Raw genomic sequence first — 14,738 nt, 5'->3', positions numbered from 1 at the left:
CTCGGAAATCAGGCGGCGGCGGCCAGGCGGTCGATGAGCCGGCTCTGGGCATAGTCCGGCGGCCGCAGTCCGCGCCGGCGCAGTTCGGGCACGAGCAGGTTGACGAAGTCGTCCATGCAGGTCGGCAGTGCATGCGTGATGCACATGAAGCCGTGGCCGCCGCCGTCGGCCAGCAGCGCCTCGAGCTGCGTAGCCACCTGCGCCGGTGTGCCGACGATGTGCGGCCCCTGGCCGGCGGCATAGACCTTGGCGATCTCGCCAAGCGGCACGTCGGCGCCGAAGTCCTCGGACATCATCGACAGGTGGCTGCGGATGCCGCTGGTCTCGCCGATGTCGGGCAGCGGTTGCGTCGGGTCGAAACGGGCCAGGTCGGTGTTCAGGAAGGCAGAGAGCATCGTGAGCCCGGCGTCCACCGTTACGTTGTCGCGGATCTGCTGCTGCTTGCGGCGCGCTTCGGCTTCGGTCTCGGCGACGATCGGCACGATGCCCCACAGCACCTTCGGCCCGCCGTCGGTACGGCCCGCCAGCGCCGAAGCCTGCGCCACCTTGCCCACGTAGTCGCGCATGCCGCGCGCCGTATGGCGCAGGCCGAACAGCACGTCGGCATGCCGCACCGCGAAAGCCAGTCCGGCCGACGAGGCGCCGGCCTGAGCCAGCGCCGGCCGGCCCTGCGGCGAGCGCGGCACCGTGAAGCGACCTTCGCTGCGGAAATGCTTGCCCTCGAAATTCGTGCGCCGTACCTTGGCCGGGTCGGCGTACACGCCGCTCGCGCGGTCGGCCACGACGGCGTCGGCGTCCCAGCTGCTCCAGAGCTCGTGGCACAGCGCGAGGTATTCCTCGGCCCGGTCGTAGCGCGCGTCGTGCGCGACGAAAGGCTGACCGAACAGCCGCGCTTCGGCTTCGCCGGCCGAGGTCACGATGTTCCAGCCCACGCGGCCTTCGGTCAGATGGTCGAGCGTGGCGAACTGGCGCGCCGTCCAGTAGGGCGGCAGGAAGGCCGTGCTCAGCGTGGTGATGACGCCCAGGTTCGTGGTGACGCGCGCCATGATGGGAATCAACGGCAGCGGGTCGTGCCGCGGGCACTGCACGGCGAAGCGCACGGTGTCGTCGCCGTTGCCGCGGTAGGTTTCGTAGATCGAGTACGAGTCGGACAGGAACACCGCGTCGATGCCACCGCGCTCGGCGGTGCGCGCGATATGTTCCCAGTAGGCAGGGCGGTCGTAGCGAAAACCCTGGAAGGACTGCGGCAGCCGCCACTGGCCCACGGTGTGCGGCGATGCCGAGTGCGACAGGAAGAAGGTGAGGATCATCGGTTCGACACCGAAGGTTGCTCGATGCCCAGCACGTGGCGGCCGACGATGCCGGTCTGCTTGTCGACCGAGTCGTGCAGCGTCAGCGTGCGCGCATTGCGCCAGAAGCGGTCGGCCGCGTAGGCGCGCGACGCCAGCCGTGCACCGCCGATCTGGAACAGCCGCGAGGACGCCTCCAGCGCCACCTGACTGGCGAACACCTTGGCCTGGTAGACGGCGCTGAGCACCTCCTGGATCGTGCCTTCGCCGCGCTCGATGCCGTCCATCAGGTCGGCGGCATTGCGCACCAGCGCGGCCGCGGCCGAGAGCTGGATGCGCAGGCTGCCGATGTGGCCTTGCAGAGAGGGCTCGTCCGCTGCGCGTGCATAGCCCGCCGTGGGCTTGAGCCGCGTGTTCACGTGGTCGATCGCGAAAGCCAGCGCGGCCTCGCCGATGCCCACGAAGATGCTGGCAAAGCCCAGCTGGAACAGCGGCGCGAAGATCTGCGCGCGCGGTCGCGTGGCGGCGTCGCCGAGCACCCAGAGCGGTTCGACCACCGTGTCCTGCACGATCAGCTTGCCGCTGGTGGTGGCGCGCTGGCCCATGCCGTCCCAGGTGTCGAGCACGCTCAAAGCCGCGTGCTCGCGCGGCAGCACCACCCAGGTGGTGGCCGGTGGCGCCAGTTCGCCGGGCGTGCCGGCGGCGCCGCTCGCGCACTGGAACAGCGCGTAGCTGCATCCCAGCGAGCCGGTGGCAAAGGCCTTCTCGGCGCGGATGCGCCAGCCACCGTCCACCGGCTCGGCCGTGGACTGCAGGTTGACACGCTTGTTGTCGTGCGTGAAGCGCTCGTTCGGCTCGGCGCCGACGAAGCAGAAGGTGGCAGCGCGCTCCCGCACGTCGGTGGCGATGCGGTCGGCCAGCGTGTCGCTGCCCAGCAGTTCGACCGCGAACAGCGCGGCGTTCTGCACGGCGAACAACTGGGCCGTGTTGCTGCACGCCGCGGCCAGGCGCACCAGCCCGTCGAAGTACGCGCGGTAGGGCAGGTCCACGCCCAGGCCCAGGCCGCCGCGCCGGCGCGACAGGCCCACGCGCAACAGGCCGGCCTCGGCCAGCAGGGCGATGCTTTCGGTCGGGTAGGTGGCCTGTTCGTCGACCTGCGCGGCGCGCGCCTGCAGTGCGGGCCAGGCCTGGTCGATGGCGGTGCGCAGGGCGTGCGCGGTCGGGGTCGAGTGGGTGCTCATTGGAAAGCCTCGGGTGGGCGGCGATGGGTAGCGGCCGGGTGCTGCACGGGCAGCCAGGGACCGCGGCCGGGGAAGAGCTTTTCGCGCAGGGTGCCGCTGTCGCAAGCCGTCTTGTAGCGGCCACGCCGTTGCAGTTCGGGCACCGCCAGGTCGACGAACGCGTCCAGACTTTCGGGCTGCACCACGCGCATGAGGTTGAAGCCATCGACATCGGTGCGGTCCAGCCAGTCGAGCAGCCCATCCGCCACGTCGGCCGGTGAGCCGACGATGAAGGGGCCACGCCCGCCGATGCCGTCGAAGCCGATCAGGTCGCGCGGCGTCAGCGGCTTTTCGCTGCGCACCGTGATGTTCTCCACCATGGACTGCAGCGAGTTGGTCTTGACGAAACCGACGGGCTCGTCGAGGCCCTGGCGCGACAGGTCGATGCCGGTCCAACCTGACAGCAGCGCGAGCTGGCCGACCGGATCGATGTAGCTTGCGTATTCGTCGCGCAACGCCTCGGCCTCCGCGCGCGTGGGCGCCACGATGACGGTGGCGCCGAGGAAAACCTGCACGTCGTTGGCGTGACGACCCTGCGCAACCGCGTGCTCGCGGATGTCGCGCACGGCCTGGGCCACGATGGCTTGCGTCTGGCCATTCAGGAATACGCACTCGGCATGCCGGCCGGCGAACTCCTTGCCGCGCCGTGAGGTGCCGGCCTGGTAGAGCACCGGCACGCGCTGCGGCGAAGGCTGGCTCAGGTGCACGCCATCGACCTTGTAGTAGGGGCCGTCGTGCTGCACGCGGTGCACCTTGCGCACGTCGACATAGGGCTCGCCCGGGCCGGCCTGTGCGTTGAGCGCGCCATCCTCCCAGCTGCCTTCCCAGAGCTTGTAGACGGCATCGAGAAAGTCGTCCCCGGCCTCGTAGCGCTGGTCGTGTTCGCGCACTGTCTGCTGGCCCATGCCGAGCGCTGTGCTCTTGAGATAGCCGGTCACGATGTTCCAGCCGACCCGCCCTTGCGTCAGGTGGTCCAGCGTGCTGAAGCGGCGCGCGAACTGATACGGGTTCTCGTAGGTCAGGTTGGCCGTGAGCCCGAAGCCCAGGTTCCGCGTGACCGCGGCCATCGCCGGCACCACCAGCAGCGGATCACAGGAAGGCGCCTGGGCACCGGTGGCCAGCGCGGCGTCGGTGCTGCCTTCATAGACGTCGTAAAAGCCCAGGCCGTCGGCGATGAAGACGCCGTCGAACAGGCCGCGCTCGGCGGTCTTCGCCAGATCGGTCCAGTAGTCGAGCGCGACGTGCCGGCGCGACTGGTCGCGCGGATGGCGCCACAACCCTGCCCAGGAGTGCGACGGTGTGTTCATCTGGAACACGTTGAGCCGGAGTTGCTTGGCCATCGGTCGGGCCCTCAACGCGCCGTGATCACACGGTTCCACTGGTCCACGGCACGTTCATGCGCGGGCCAGTACTTGTTCCAGTCCGGCAGGTAGAGCTGCTTGACCTGATCGATGGTGTAGATGATCTTGCCCGACAGCTCGGTGTCGGCCGCGATCACCGGCGCCAGCAGGCGATTGGTCGGGCCGTAGTAGAAGTCGATCGCCAGGCCCAGTTGCAGCAGCGGCCCCAGCGTCTCGTTGATGAACTGGTGAGCGGCCTCGGCGTGCGGCGTGCCGGCCACGATGTCGATGGTCGAGTTGTACGAGACCGATCCCTCCTTGGGCCGCACGACCTTGATGGTGCGCACCTGGTCGCCGATGGCGTACGCACGGCCGTCGGCCCACGGCGCGGCCCAGACTTCGCCGGCCTTGAGCTGGTTCTCAAGATCCTGCGAGGTGTTGTAGTAGCTGCGTGCCTTGATCTTGGCGATCTCGTTCACGGACTTGGTCAGGTCGGACTCGTCACCGCCTAGCTGGCGCGCGGTCTGGATCGCGAACGCGCGGCCGGCACCGTTGTCCAGCACCGGGATGGCGACGCGGTTGGCCAGGCGCGGATCCCAGAGGTCCTTCCACGAGGTCGGCGCCGGGATGCCGGCCTGCTTGAACTTCTCGGCGTTGTAGACGAGCGCCAGCGAGACGAAGTCGAAGTCGGGGCCGTAGCCGTCCTTGTTCTTCAGTTCGTCGTAGACGTACTTCGCGTTCGGGATCTTCGAGAAGTCGGGCTTCTGCAGCACGCCGGCCTTGATGGCGTTGGCACGCACGTCGCTGTCGAGCAGCACCACGTCGTAGGGCACGTTGCGACCGCGCGCCGCAATCAGCTTGGCCACGTGATCGGACGAGTTGCCGTCGATGAACTGGACCTTGTTGCCGGTCTTGTTCGTGTAGATCGTGGCCGCGTACTTGATGAAGGTCTGGGTGGCCTTGCCGCCCCAGTTGGACACGCGCAGCGTGATCGGTTCGGGATCGGCGGCGTGGCTGGGCACGCTGGCGGCGAGGAAGGCGACGCTCAGAGCGGCCGTGAAGAGGGTGCGACGTTGCATGGTGTGTGGCTCGGTTGGCTTGTGAGAGGTCAGCGTTTGGTGATGAGGCGGTTCCACTGGTCGAGCGCGCGTTCGTGCGCGGACCAGTACTTGTTCCAATCGGGGTGGTAGAGCGTGCGCAGCTGCTCCAGCGTGTAGATCAGCTTGGAGGCCAGCTCCGGATCGGCCGCGATGACGGGGGTCAGCAGCCGGTTGGTCGGGCCGTAATAGAAGTCGATGGCATTGCCCAGCTGCAGCAGCGGGCCGTAGACCTCGTTGATGAACTGGTGCGCGGCCAGCACGTGCGGCGTGCCGGCGACCACGTCGACCTTGGCGTTGTACGACACCGTGCCTTCCTTGGGCCGCACGCCCTTGAGCGTGCGCACCTGGTCCACGATCGAATAGACACGGCCGTCGGCCATGGGCGCGGCCCAGACCTCGCCCGACTTGAGCAGCGCCTCCAGTTCCTGCGACGTGGTGTAGTAATTGCGCGCCTTGATCTTGGCGATTTCCTGCACGGCCTTGGTCAGGTCGGACTCGTCGCCGCCGAGCCGGCGTGCGGTCTGGATCGCGAACTCGCGGCCGGCGCCGTTGCCGAGGTCCGGAATGGCGACGCGGTCGGCCAGGCGCGGGTCCCACAGGTCCTGCCACGAAGTCGGCTCGGGGATGCCGGCCTGGCGCAGCTTCTCGGCATTGATGACGATGGCGGCCGACACGAAGGCGATGTCCGGCCCGTAGCCGTCCTTGGGCTTGAGCTCGTCATAGACCAGCTTGGCGTTGGGCGCCTTGTCGTAGTCGAGCTTCTGCAGCACGCCGGCCTGGATGGCGCTGGCGCGCGTGTCGCCGTCGAGCAGCACCACGTCGTAGGGCACGTTGCGGCCGCGCGCGGCGACCAGCTTGGCCACATGGTCGGCGGAGCTGCCGTCGATGAACTGGACCTTGATGCCGGTCTTGTTGGTGAAGATGGCCGCAGCGTATTTAGCGAACATCTGGGTCGACTTGCCGCCCCAGCCGGACACGCGCAGCGTGATCGGTTCCGGGTCGGCCGCCTGGCTGAGCGGGGCGGCGAGCAGCAGTGCGGCGGCGGCCAGCGGTGCGAGCAGGGCTTTGAATTTCATGGGCGTGGATGTGGGGGTGAAAGAAGAATTCAGCGGCCGAACGGGCCGGCGCGGTCCAGCCGCAGGAAGCGCGACAGCACCAGCAGCAACACGGCCCAGGCTGCGACGATCAACGTGCTGAGCGCGGTGATGGCGTTGTCGAACTCGACCTCGATGGACGTGAACAACTTGACGGGCAGCGTCAGCACGGCGGGGTTGCCGATGAACCAGGCGATGACCATGTCGTCGAACGACAGCACGAACGCGAAGATGGCGCCGGCCGCGATGCCCGGCACCAGCGCGGGCAGCGTGATGCGCACGAAGGCGTAGAACGGCGCGGCGCCCAGGCTCTGTGCGGCCTCGTCGATGGCCACGTCGTAATGGGCAAAGCTGGCGACCACGGTGCGCACGACGATCGGCAGCGTCATGACGCCCTGCAACAGCACGATGGCGACGGTGCTGCCGTTGAGCGCCAGACCGATCTCGTCCTGCGCCAGCAACGCGAACTTGAAGCCCGCGACCGCCACGACGATGGACGGCACCGCCAGCGGCGCCAGCAGCATGGCGTTGAGTGGCACGACGAAGCGCGACCGCGACCGTGCGATGACAACCGCTGCCGGTACGCCCAGCAGCAGCACCAGCAGCGTGGAGGACGTGGCCAGTTGCACGCTGTACCACAGGGCCTCGAAGTAGCTCGGGTCGATGCTCTGGTACCACCGCAGGCTGAAGCCCTGCGGCGGGAAGCTCAGGGCGCCTTGCGGCGACAGCGATGCCAGCACCACACCCACGAAGGGCAGCAGCAGGAACACCGGTACGGCCACCACCAGCATCCGATAGACCAGGCGCAACAGCGTGTTCATTTCGGCACCTTCTCGGCCATCAGGCGCATGGCGACCAGCATCGCGACGATGGCGGCCACCATGGTCAGCATGGCAGCCGTTGCGCCGACCGGGTAGTTCAGGACGGCGCGGATCTGCTGGTTGATGTAGAGCGCCATCAGCATCACGCGCTTGCCGCCCAGGATGCCGGGGGTGACCAGTGCGCTGATGGAGGCCATGAACACCAGCAGCGCGCCCGCGATCAGGCCCGGCCGCGCCAGTGGCAACACCACGCGCCAGAAGGTCTGCCAGGGCGTGGCGCCCAGGTTGATCGCGGCCTCTTCGATGGCCGGATCGATCTTGCGGATCGTCGCGCTGAGCATCAGGATCATGATGGGGAACTGCACGTGGACCATGCCGATCACCGCGCCCAGGTAGTTGAAGATCCATTGGTGCGGCTGTTCAACCAGGCCGGTCCGCAGCAGCAGCCAGTTGAGCAGGCCGTTCTCGCCCAGGATGGGCAGCCAGCCCAGATTGCGGATGACCACGCTGACCAGCAGCGGCACCACGGTGACGAAGAGCAGGGCGGGCCGCCAGCGCGAGGACGTGCGTGCCAGGAAATAGGCGAACGGAAAGCCAAGCACGGCGCAGACCACAGCCGTGGTCAAGCCATACAGGAAGGTGTCCCAGAGGATGCCGACGTAGTAGGCGTCGGTCGCGAAACGCTGGTAATTGGCAAGCGTCCAGCCTGGGTCCACGCGGCCCATGCCGCCGCCCGGATGCAGCGAGACCGTGAACAGGTAGCCGATGGGCGCTGCGAACAGCAGCGCCAGGAACACCAGCGCCGGGCTGGCCAGCAGAAGGCGCAGCGGGCTGGCCTGCCACGGCGGTGCGACGGCAGCGGGGTTGGCAAGCACAGGGCGCAGGGGCAATGGAATGCTGGACATGCGTCTGCCTTCAGTGCGGGACAGCCGGTGCGTCGTCCAGCAGCACCGATCGCTCGGGCTGCCAGCCCACGTCGAGCAGCTCGCCCACGCGCGGTGGCGCCGCGCCGTGGCTGCGGATCTGCAACTGCAGTGCATCGCTGGCACGTACCGTGATCTGCCAGCCGTCGCCCTGGTAGAGCACCTGCTCCACCGCGACACGCAGCTGGTTGGGATGTTGGTTGCCGAATTCGATGCTCTCGGGCCTCACGGACAGGATGCGTTTGCCACCTGGCAATGTCGAGCGGGACGTCGAAGCGGTGCTGCTTAGCCGTATCGCCGTCGCATCGGCACCGTGGCGCAGCGCCTGCACACCATGCGCATCGGGCGGGCCGTCGAGCTCTACGTCGATGAAGTTGGTCTTGCCGACGAAGCCGGCCACGTACTTGTTGGCCGGTCGCTCGTACAGCGCGCGCGGCGTGTCGATCTGGCTGATGCGGCCACGGTCCATCACCGCGATGCGGTCGGACAGCAACAGCGCTTCGCCCTGGTCGTGCGTGACGAACAGCGTCGTGATGCCCAACCGCGCCTGGATCGCCTTGATCTCGGCCTGCAGTTCTTCGCGCAGCTTCTGGTCGAGCGCGCCGAGCGGCTCGTCGAGCAGCAGCACGCGCGGATTGACCACGATGGCGCGCGCCAGTGCCACGCGCTGCTTCTGTCCGCCCGACAGCTGCGCCGGCAGTCGTGCCGCGAAGCCTTCCAGGCGCACGAGTTTCAAGGCGTCGCGCACGCGGCGCTCCGCTTCGGCGCGTGGCACCTTGCGCACGCGCAGGCCGAATGCCACATTGGCCGCCACGTCCAGGTGCGGAAAAAGCGCGTACTGCTGGAACACCATGCCGGTGTCGCGCAGGTGGGGCGCGAGTGCGGTGACATCCTTCTCACCGATCACGACACGACCGGCATCGGGTGCCACGAAGCCGGCCACCATGCGCAGGCAGGTGGTCTTGCCGCAGCCGCTGGCGCCCAGCAGGGTGACGAACTCGCCGTCGGCGATGGAAAGCGAGACGTCGTCGACGACGCGCTGCACGCCATAGGTCTTGACGACATTGCCCAGTTGTAGGGTGGCCATGGGTGCTCTCGTGCCGTTGCTGCGCTCAGGCGCGCGCCGGGGTGGCGGGAAAGTCGCGGAAGGCGACCAGCGGATCACGCTCGATCTGCGCGAGCAGGTCGATTTCCCAGCGCAAGTACTCGCGGAAGGCGGCGTGCGGGTCGGCCACGCGGTAGGGCGAGCGCCAGCTGTCGTCGGGTTCGTGCAGCAGGGCGGTGGGGCCGGTCTCCAGCGGCTGGCCGAGCGCTTGCCACGCCGCCGTGCCGCCCTCCAGCGCGCTCACCGTGCGGCCGAGCAGCCGAGCCAGGTCGGCGGCTGCCAGGCGTGCCAACCGGCCATCGGGCGATGTGGTGACCAGCGGCTGGCCGGACAGGCCGGCCAGCCCGTCGGGCAGGCGTGCGCGGACCGCATAGAACGCAGCCGGAATGTGACCGTCTTCGTACACCGGCGCCGGTGCGAAATCGATGACCTGTGCCGAGCCCTCGGCCAGCGACCGCGCCAACGCGGCCGGCGTCACCAGCGGCACTTCGGGCAACGGGGCCAGCAGCAATTCAGGCTCGGCACCCGTAGCCGTGGCGCCGCCCGCCGGCAGGCGGTAGGCGAAGACCTCGCCCCAGGCCAGCTGTTGCAGCCACGAGGCCGTGATCGCCGCGCGTGCGCCCAGCGCGTCGTCCACCAGCACGATGCGCGCATGGCGCGCGCCGACATGCTTGTCGAGCTCCTGCACCAATTGGCCGCCCTCGATCCAGGCACTGCCGGGCAGATGTCCGGCGGCATATTCGGCGCGCGTGCGCACGTCGTAGATGTACAGGCTGCGGCTGTCTTGTTGCGCTTGCAGGTCGGCCAGGCCGGCGGCGTCCAGCCAGTGCAGGCCGTAGCGTTGCGTCAGGTGCGCTACGGTCTGGCGCGGTTCCGGTGCGTCGACTGCGGGAGCCGCGGGCAATTGCGCGGGCTGGCCGTGCTGCAGTGTGTAGCCCTCCAGCAGCCAGTCCATGGTGCCGTTGCGCAGCGCGACCACGCGGTTGGGGAGCCCGGCGTTGATCAGCGCCTGCGCGCCGATGATCGAGCGCGTGCGGCCCGCGCAGTTGACGACCACGAGTGTCTCCGGCGACCGCAACAGGCCGTGCACGCGGTAGGGCAGTTCGGCGTTCGGCACCGAATGGGCACCAGGCAGGCTGAAATCCTCGAACTCCTGCGCGGTTCGGCCATCCAGCACCACCAGGTCGTCGCCGGCGGCCAGCCCGGCTTTCAGCTCGCCCACGGAAACCGAAGGCGTGTGGTCGCGATGTTCGACGAATTCGCCGAAGGCCTTGGTGTAGGTGCTGGCACCGGTGTAGACCTCCTGGCCGGCAGCGTGCCAGGCTGCGAGGCCGCCGCGCAGCACACGCACGTCGCTGAATCCAAGTGCCTGCAAACCCCCAGCGGCGCGTTGCGACAGCAGGCCGCCGTCGGCATCCGTCACCACGATGCGCACGTCGCGCCGGCGCAGCAGGCGGCCTGCGCGCAATTCCAGCTGGCTCAACGGCAGTGGCACCGACCACAGGAGATGGCCGTCGCGCACTTGCACGCCTTCTTCACGTGCATCGACGATGGCGAGTTCGTGGCCGTCCTGGAGCGCGCGCAGCAACGCGTCCACGTCCAGGAACTCGAGGGATGTCAGATCGGCGGTGGCATGGGTCATGGCGTAGGAACAGCGGGAGTCGCTGCAATGATTTCCGAATAACGGAAGATGTAATGTGAATATCGGAATACTTGTTCCGAAATCAGTTTAGACTTGCGTTGAAACTGGCATGAAAGTGTTTTCGCATAAGGAAATGCGAAACCTGAGCAAGGCACATGCGGTGATCGAGAAGCACAGGAGGCAATGCATGGACGGGGTGTCGTCGGTCGCTAGGAGAGCGTCGGAAAAGTCGAGCGAATCAGGCTCATTGGCTCGCGGCCTTCAGGTGATGGGCGTGTTGCACGCGGCGATGCGTCCGCTGGGCGTCTCCGAGATCGCGGAAGAAACGGGGCTGGCTTCCAGCACCGTGCACAGGCTTCTGCAGACCCTCGTGGAGCATGGGCAAGTCACGCGCACGCCGGCGAGCCGCTACCGACCATCGGCGCGCAGCCTGCTGCCGTTGCTGCTGGACCATCCGGTCAGTGCGTTGCGGCGCGACAGCAGCGAACTGCTGCGCACGCTGTGCACGCGTTATGGGCCTTCGACCAGCCTGATCCTGTTCTTCGGTTACGAGCGTGCGTTGATTGAGTTGGCCCTGGGCCGCTACAGCGTGACGCCGTACTACGACACGCACCTGAGCAATCCGTATCACGCGACGGTTTCAGGCAAGTTGCTGCTGAGCGGCCTCGCACCGGCCGAGCGTGCCGCGCTGCTGGGCGACAAGCCGCTGCGCGCGCCGACACCCAACACGCTGGTGGACCGGGACGCACTCGAGCGCGAGCTGGAAGTCGTGCATGCTGAGGGCTATGCCACGAACATGCATGAGAACGTGGTGGGAATTTCGGCGGTGGGCGCACGCCTGGTGTCGCCGAGTCGGCGCAACATCGGCGCCATCGTCATGTCGGGGCCGAGCGAATATTTCGGCGCCGAGTCCCGGAAGGCTATGAAGGACGACCTGTTGCAGACGGCTGACCTGCTCAACAACACCTCGTCGGCCTTGCGGGCTGTTGCGCGCTATCTGGCCGAGTGACGCGTCGGCCTCGCCATCCGGGCTCGGGCAGTATGCTGGACCGATGGAAAGCTTCTTCCTGTTCCTGTTGATCACCGTCGCTGTCGGGCCGCTGATGCTGCTCGGGCTCTATGTACTGGCCGACTACTTCGGATTGAAGATGGCAGGCCGGATGCTCGATGCGCTGGCTGGATTGCTGAAATTCCAGTGGCTGGCCGGCAGCGCGCTGAACATCGTTGGCGGGCTCGCGATCAGCGCGTTGGGCGGCTGGTTTATCTGGCACTCCGATGCGCTTCCCCAGAGACTCGCGGGTGCGCTGCTCGTGCCGTTCGGTCTTTGGCGAACCTGCAGAGGCGCCGTTTTCATGAGCGCGTTGCTGAGGCGCCGGACGCCGCGCTGACGGAAAGCCCATGCAGCGCCGTAGGCGGCCAATCAGGTGTTGCTTGGCGCACCCGATGCTCCAGCGATCAGTCTCCCGCCGGACATCGAACACGGCCCCCGTGGTGAAGCTGTACGCCGGGCTGGCGACCCAGGCGACCATAGCGGCTACCTCATCGGGCAGGCTGATGCGTCCCATCGGAAACGGCGCGTATCGCTGCCGATATTTAACATAAGACACATTGTATAAATTCAAGACTTCTGAACGATCTCAGCCTCATATGGATAGATGATCTATTCTGAATATCCGCCCAAGCAGGATTGCGCATCATTTTGAACAGCACCTTGCCAATGCCGCACCAAACTGAGTCGAACATGCACGCTGCCGGCCATTCACCGCATCCACGCCAGGACGAGCCAACGGACCCGTTATCGCTCGCCTGGCAACGCGTTCTCCATCTGTACGACCATCCTGGCGTCTCACAGGCATGTCTCTTGCTTCAAAATGAAGCATCGGTCGATGTGATGGTTTTGCTGTTCGCGATCGATTTGGCAACCGAGCAAAACATTGCGCTTTCGGATCCGGCAATTGCCGAGGCCGACAACGCCGTGGCCTCGTGGCGCTCGCGGATGATTCTGTCGTTGCGCGCGCTGAGAACAGATTGCACGGGCAAAAACGAACTGAAATCGCTCAGAAAAGCCCTGCTTGAAGCAGAGCTTCAGGCCGAACGATGTTCGCTCAGGTTGCTGATGGAAGCATTTGACCGCTCGAGAACAAATGAAACTGGATCGTCCGAAAATCTGATTTCACGGATAGTCCGGTTTTATTCGAAGGCGGCTGCCCGTCCGGAGTTGAATATTTCAATTGATTGCCTGCAAAGGCTCGTGACGACTCGTTAGGCTTCGAGCCTGCCCCGAGTCCGCCGTCTCGCCGAAAACCCCGGCGCCTCACTCTCCGCATCGGATTTCTTGCGATTTTTGCTCGCAGGAAGAGCCGCGCATTCTTTTTCGACTGCATAGGCTGAAACTGGCGGTTGCATAAAAATATTGTTTTTTCTTTTTTTGTCCGGGCGTTTGATAATTCGGCGTCCGGCAGCCTGATATCCGGCATTGTGCCACCCTCCCCTCAAAATGAATATCAATTCAAAATTGCAATTCAATCCAAATCCGAAGCGCCACGGCTGGTTCGACCCGGAACCTGAGCGCTCGCTGGACGACGAACGCCTGCATCGGCGCCAAATGCTCGCCGGTGCGTACAGAATTTTCGCGGACGTGGGCTTCGGCCAGGGGCTGGCTGGTCACATCACCGTGCGGGATCCGGAATACCAGGATTATTTCTGGGTGAATCCATGGGGCAAGCACTTTTCGCAGATATGCGTATCGGATCTGTTGCTTGTCAATTCAAAAGGCGAAATCATGATCGGCAAGGGGCCGTTGAATGGTGCAGCCTTTGCGATCCATTCTGCATTGCACGAGGCGCGCCCGGACGTCACGGCAGCCGCTCACACCCATTCGCTTTACGGCAAGGCTTGGTCGACATTGAAACGTCCGCTGGATCCGATTTCCCAGGATGCCTGCGTATTTTATGGACAGCATGCATTATTCGACGAATACACGGGAGTCGTGATCGACCTGAGCGAAGGCCAGCGTATTGCCAAGGTATTGGGCGACAAGCGCGCGGTGATTCTTGCAAACCATGGCTTGCTGACGACCGGCCCGACGGTCGAATCCGCTTGCTGGTGGTACATCCTGATGGAAAACGTCTGCCAGGTTCAGTTATTGGCCGAAGCTGCCGGGAAAGTGATTTCGATCGATCACGAAACCGCCGTCAAGACGCACGAAGTCATCGGCCGCGTCGGCAGTGCGCAAAAGTCATTTGAGGCTCTTTACCAGGTCATCCTCAAGAAGGATCCCGGCTTTCTCGAATGATCGCGTTCTAGGTCGATCATTTTTCAAATCAATAATTGAAGGAAAAGTCATGTCAATTCAGATGAAAATCATCGGTGCCGCAACGGCAGCGCTTGCATTTATCGGCACCGCACATGCCGCGGACGAGCTTTTGCAGCAAATCAAGGCGCGCGGCGTTCTGCGTGTTTGCCAGAGTCCATATACGCCCTACAACGTCAAGGACCCGATGACCAACGAATGGTCGGGCATCAATGTGGATATCGTGAAGGCCATCGCGGCGGATCTGAAGGTGAAGATCGAGGACGTGGATTCCACATTCCCGACAATCATTCCTTCGCTGCAGTCCAACAAATGCGATGTGTCCGCCGGGGCGACGTACATCACTCCCGAGCGGTCGAAACAGGCGCTCTTCTCCATTCCCAATGCGGAAGACACCAAGACTGCCGTCGTGCCGAAGAACTCCACCGCCAAGACGTTGGCGGAGTTGGACAAGCCAGGCACGGTCATCTCGGTGCGGGCCGGATCCGGCGAAGAAACGCTGGCCCGCAGCGTCTTCAAGAACGCCACCGTGCGCCCCACCACATCCGATGCGGCACAGCCCCATCTGATGGAGGTGGCGACCGGGCGCGCAGATGCGGCCATCGCGGGATATACCGGCGCCTACATGTTCGCCAGCCGCAATGCCAACATGAACATCAAGCTGCTGGACAACATCAAGATGGAGCCCACGCCCTTTGCCTTGATGATGCCCCTCGGAGAGGTGCGGCTGAAGCAGGCGATCGATGGCGTGATCGAACGCATGCAAAAGAATGGTGAACTGACGGCCATCGTCAACCGATACATGCCCAAGCAGGCAGGCAACTGAATCCC

At 65.5% G+C, this 14,738-nt stretch carries 14 protein-coding genes; 5 read left to right on the top strand and 9 right to left on the bottom strand.

What is annotated here, in order from left to right; all coding sequences use genetic code 11:
- Positions 1–8 precede the first annotated feature (8 nt).
- The 9 genes from AC07PZ_RS00690 to AC07PZ_RS00650 are packed head-to-tail and all read right to left on the bottom strand — an operon-like array spanning position 9 to position 10,594.
- Positions 9–1,310 (bottom strand): NtaA/DmoA family FMN-dependent monooxygenase, encoded by a 1,302-nt coding sequence (locus AC07PZ_RS00690; protein WP_495293072.1) that lies wholly within the window; start codon positions 1,308–1,310, stop codon positions 9–11.
- The gene (locus AC07PZ_RS00685; protein ID WP_495293071.1) at positions 1,307–2,530 is read right to left on the bottom strand and encodes an acyl-CoA dehydrogenase family protein; all 1,224 of its coding nucleotides are present in this window, start codon (positions 2,528–2,530) and stop codon (positions 1,307–1,309) included. The genes AC07PZ_RS00690 and AC07PZ_RS00685 overlap by 4 nt, the downstream gene beginning before the upstream one ends.
- The gene (locus AC07PZ_RS00680) at positions 2,527–3,909 is read right to left on the bottom strand and encodes an LLM class flavin-dependent oxidoreductase (protein ID WP_495293070.1); all 1,383 of its coding nucleotides are present in this window, start codon (positions 3,907–3,909) and stop codon (positions 2,527–2,529) included. The genes AC07PZ_RS00685 and AC07PZ_RS00680 overlap by 4 nt, the downstream gene beginning before the upstream one ends.
- A gap of 11 nt (positions 3,910–3,920) precedes the next feature.
- Positions 3,921–4,988 carry an ABC transporter substrate-binding protein gene (locus AC07PZ_RS00675; RefSeq protein ID WP_495293069.1) on the bottom strand — a complete coding sequence of 356 codons (1,068 nt, stop codon included), beginning with the start codon at positions 4,986–4,988 and terminating at the stop codon, positions 3,921–3,923.
- Between the two features lie 29 nt (positions 4,989–5,017).
- A complete protein-coding gene (locus tag AC07PZ_RS00670) occupies positions 5,018–6,085 on the bottom strand; it encodes an ABC transporter substrate-binding protein (RefSeq protein WP_495293068.1) in 1,068 nt (355 codons plus the stop codon).
- Positions 6,086–6,114: 29 nt separating this feature from the next.
- Positions 6,115–6,924, bottom strand: a complete 810-nt coding sequence (locus AC07PZ_RS00665; RefSeq protein WP_495293067.1) for an ABC transporter permease — start codon at positions 6,922–6,924, stop codon at positions 6,115–6,117.
- Positions 6,921–7,829 (bottom strand): ABC transporter permease, encoded by a 909-nt coding sequence (locus AC07PZ_RS00660; protein ID WP_495293066.1) that lies wholly within the window; start codon positions 7,827–7,829, stop codon positions 6,921–6,923. Before AC07PZ_RS00660 ends, AC07PZ_RS00665 begins: the two co-directional genes overlap by 4 nt.
- Before the next feature lie 10 nt (positions 7,830–7,839).
- Complete coding sequence (locus tag AC07PZ_RS00655; RefSeq protein ID WP_495293065.1) at positions 7,840–8,934, bottom strand: ABC transporter ATP-binding protein; 1,095 nt, start codon at positions 8,932–8,934, stop codon at positions 7,840–7,842.
- A 25-nt stretch (positions 8,935–8,959) separates the two neighbouring features.
- Entirely contained in the window at positions 8,960–10,594 is a 1,635-nt protein-coding gene (locus tag AC07PZ_RS00650; protein ID WP_495293064.1) for a rhodanese-like domain-containing protein, read from the bottom strand.
- 109 nt (positions 10,595–10,703) lie between these two features.
- On the opposite strand from AC07PZ_RS00650, the gene AC07PZ_RS00645 reads away from it, so the two are divergent.
- The 5 genes from AC07PZ_RS00645 to AC07PZ_RS00625 all read left to right on the top strand — a co-directional run bounded on the left by AC07PZ_RS00645 (position 10,704) and on the right by AC07PZ_RS00625 (position 14,733).
- Entirely contained in the window at positions 10,704–11,603 is a 900-nt protein-coding gene (locus AC07PZ_RS00645) for an IclR family transcriptional regulator (RefSeq protein WP_495293063.1), read from the top strand.
- A gap of 43 nt (positions 11,604–11,646) precedes the next feature.
- Entirely contained in the window at positions 11,647–11,982 is a 336-nt protein-coding gene (locus AC07PZ_RS00640) for a hypothetical protein (RefSeq protein ID WP_495293062.1), read from the top strand.
- A gap of 353 nt (positions 11,983–12,335) precedes the next feature.
- Positions 12,336–12,860, top strand: coding sequence for a TIGR02444 family protein (locus AC07PZ_RS00635; protein ID WP_495293061.1), 525 nt, complete (start codon positions 12,336–12,338; stop codon positions 12,858–12,860).
- 231 nt (positions 12,861–13,091) lie between these two features.
- Positions 13,092–13,889 (top strand): class II aldolase/adducin family protein, encoded by a 798-nt coding sequence (locus AC07PZ_RS00630; RefSeq protein WP_495293060.1) that lies wholly within the window; start codon positions 13,092–13,094, stop codon positions 13,887–13,889.
- Positions 13,890–13,938: 49 nt separating this feature from the next.
- Complete coding sequence (locus AC07PZ_RS00625) at positions 13,939–14,733, top strand: substrate-binding periplasmic protein (protein WP_495293059.1); 795 nt, start codon at positions 13,939–13,941, stop codon at positions 14,731–14,733.
- Positions 14,734–14,738 lie beyond the last annotated feature (5 nt).

Source organism: Variovorax sp. GW821-FHT10B04, from assembly GCF_059415645.1.
The sequence above is the reverse complement of the archived record's forward strand: the minus strand, read 5'-3'. Positions and strand labels throughout refer to the sequence as shown.

Coding starts and splice junctions, on each gene's coding strand:
- AC07PZ_RS00690 (WP_495293072.1), bottom strand. CDS start 1,310: ATGATCCTCACCTTCTTCCTGTCGCACTCGGCATCGCCGCACACCGTG.
- AC07PZ_RS00685 (WP_495293071.1), bottom strand. CDS start 2,530: ATGAGCACCCACTCGACCCCGACCGCGCACGCCCTGCGCACCGCCATC.
- AC07PZ_RS00680 (WP_495293070.1), bottom strand. CDS start 3,909: ATGGCCAAGCAACTCCGGCTCAACGTGTTCCAGATGAACACACCGTCG.
- AC07PZ_RS00675 (WP_495293069.1), bottom strand. CDS start 4,988: ATGCAACGTCGCACCCTCTTCACGGCCGCTCTGAGCGTCGCCTTCCTC.
- AC07PZ_RS00670 (WP_495293068.1), bottom strand. CDS start 6,085: ATGAAATTCAAAGCCCTGCTCGCACCGCTGGCCGCCGCCGCACTGCTG.
- AC07PZ_RS00665 (WP_495293067.1), bottom strand. CDS start 6,924: ATGAACACGCTGTTGCGCCTGGTCTATCGGATGCTGGTGGTGGCCGTA.
- AC07PZ_RS00660 (WP_495293066.1), bottom strand. CDS start 7,829: ATGTCCAGCATTCCATTGCCCCTGCGCCCTGTGCTTGCCAACCCCGCT.
- AC07PZ_RS00655 (WP_495293065.1), bottom strand. CDS start 8,934: ATGGCCACCCTACAACTGGGCAATGTCGTCAAGACCTATGGCGTGCAG.
- AC07PZ_RS00650 (WP_495293064.1), bottom strand. CDS start 10,594: ATGACCCATGCCACCGCCGATCTGACATCCCTCGAGTTCCTGGACGTG.
- AC07PZ_RS00645 (WP_495293063.1), top strand. CDS start 10,704: ATGAAAGTGTTTTCGCATAAGGAAATGCGAAACCTGAGCAAGGCACAT.
- AC07PZ_RS00640 (WP_495293062.1), top strand. CDS start 11,647: ATGGAAAGCTTCTTCCTGTTCCTGTTGATCACCGTCGCTGTCGGGCCG.
- AC07PZ_RS00635 (WP_495293061.1), top strand. CDS start 12,336: ATGCACGCTGCCGGCCATTCACCGCATCCACGCCAGGACGAGCCAACG.
- AC07PZ_RS00630 (WP_495293060.1), top strand. CDS start 13,092: ATGAATATCAATTCAAAATTGCAATTCAATCCAAATCCGAAGCGCCAC.
- AC07PZ_RS00625 (WP_495293059.1), top strand. CDS start 13,939: ATGTCAATTCAGATGAAAATCATCGGTGCCGCAACGGCAGCGCTTGCA.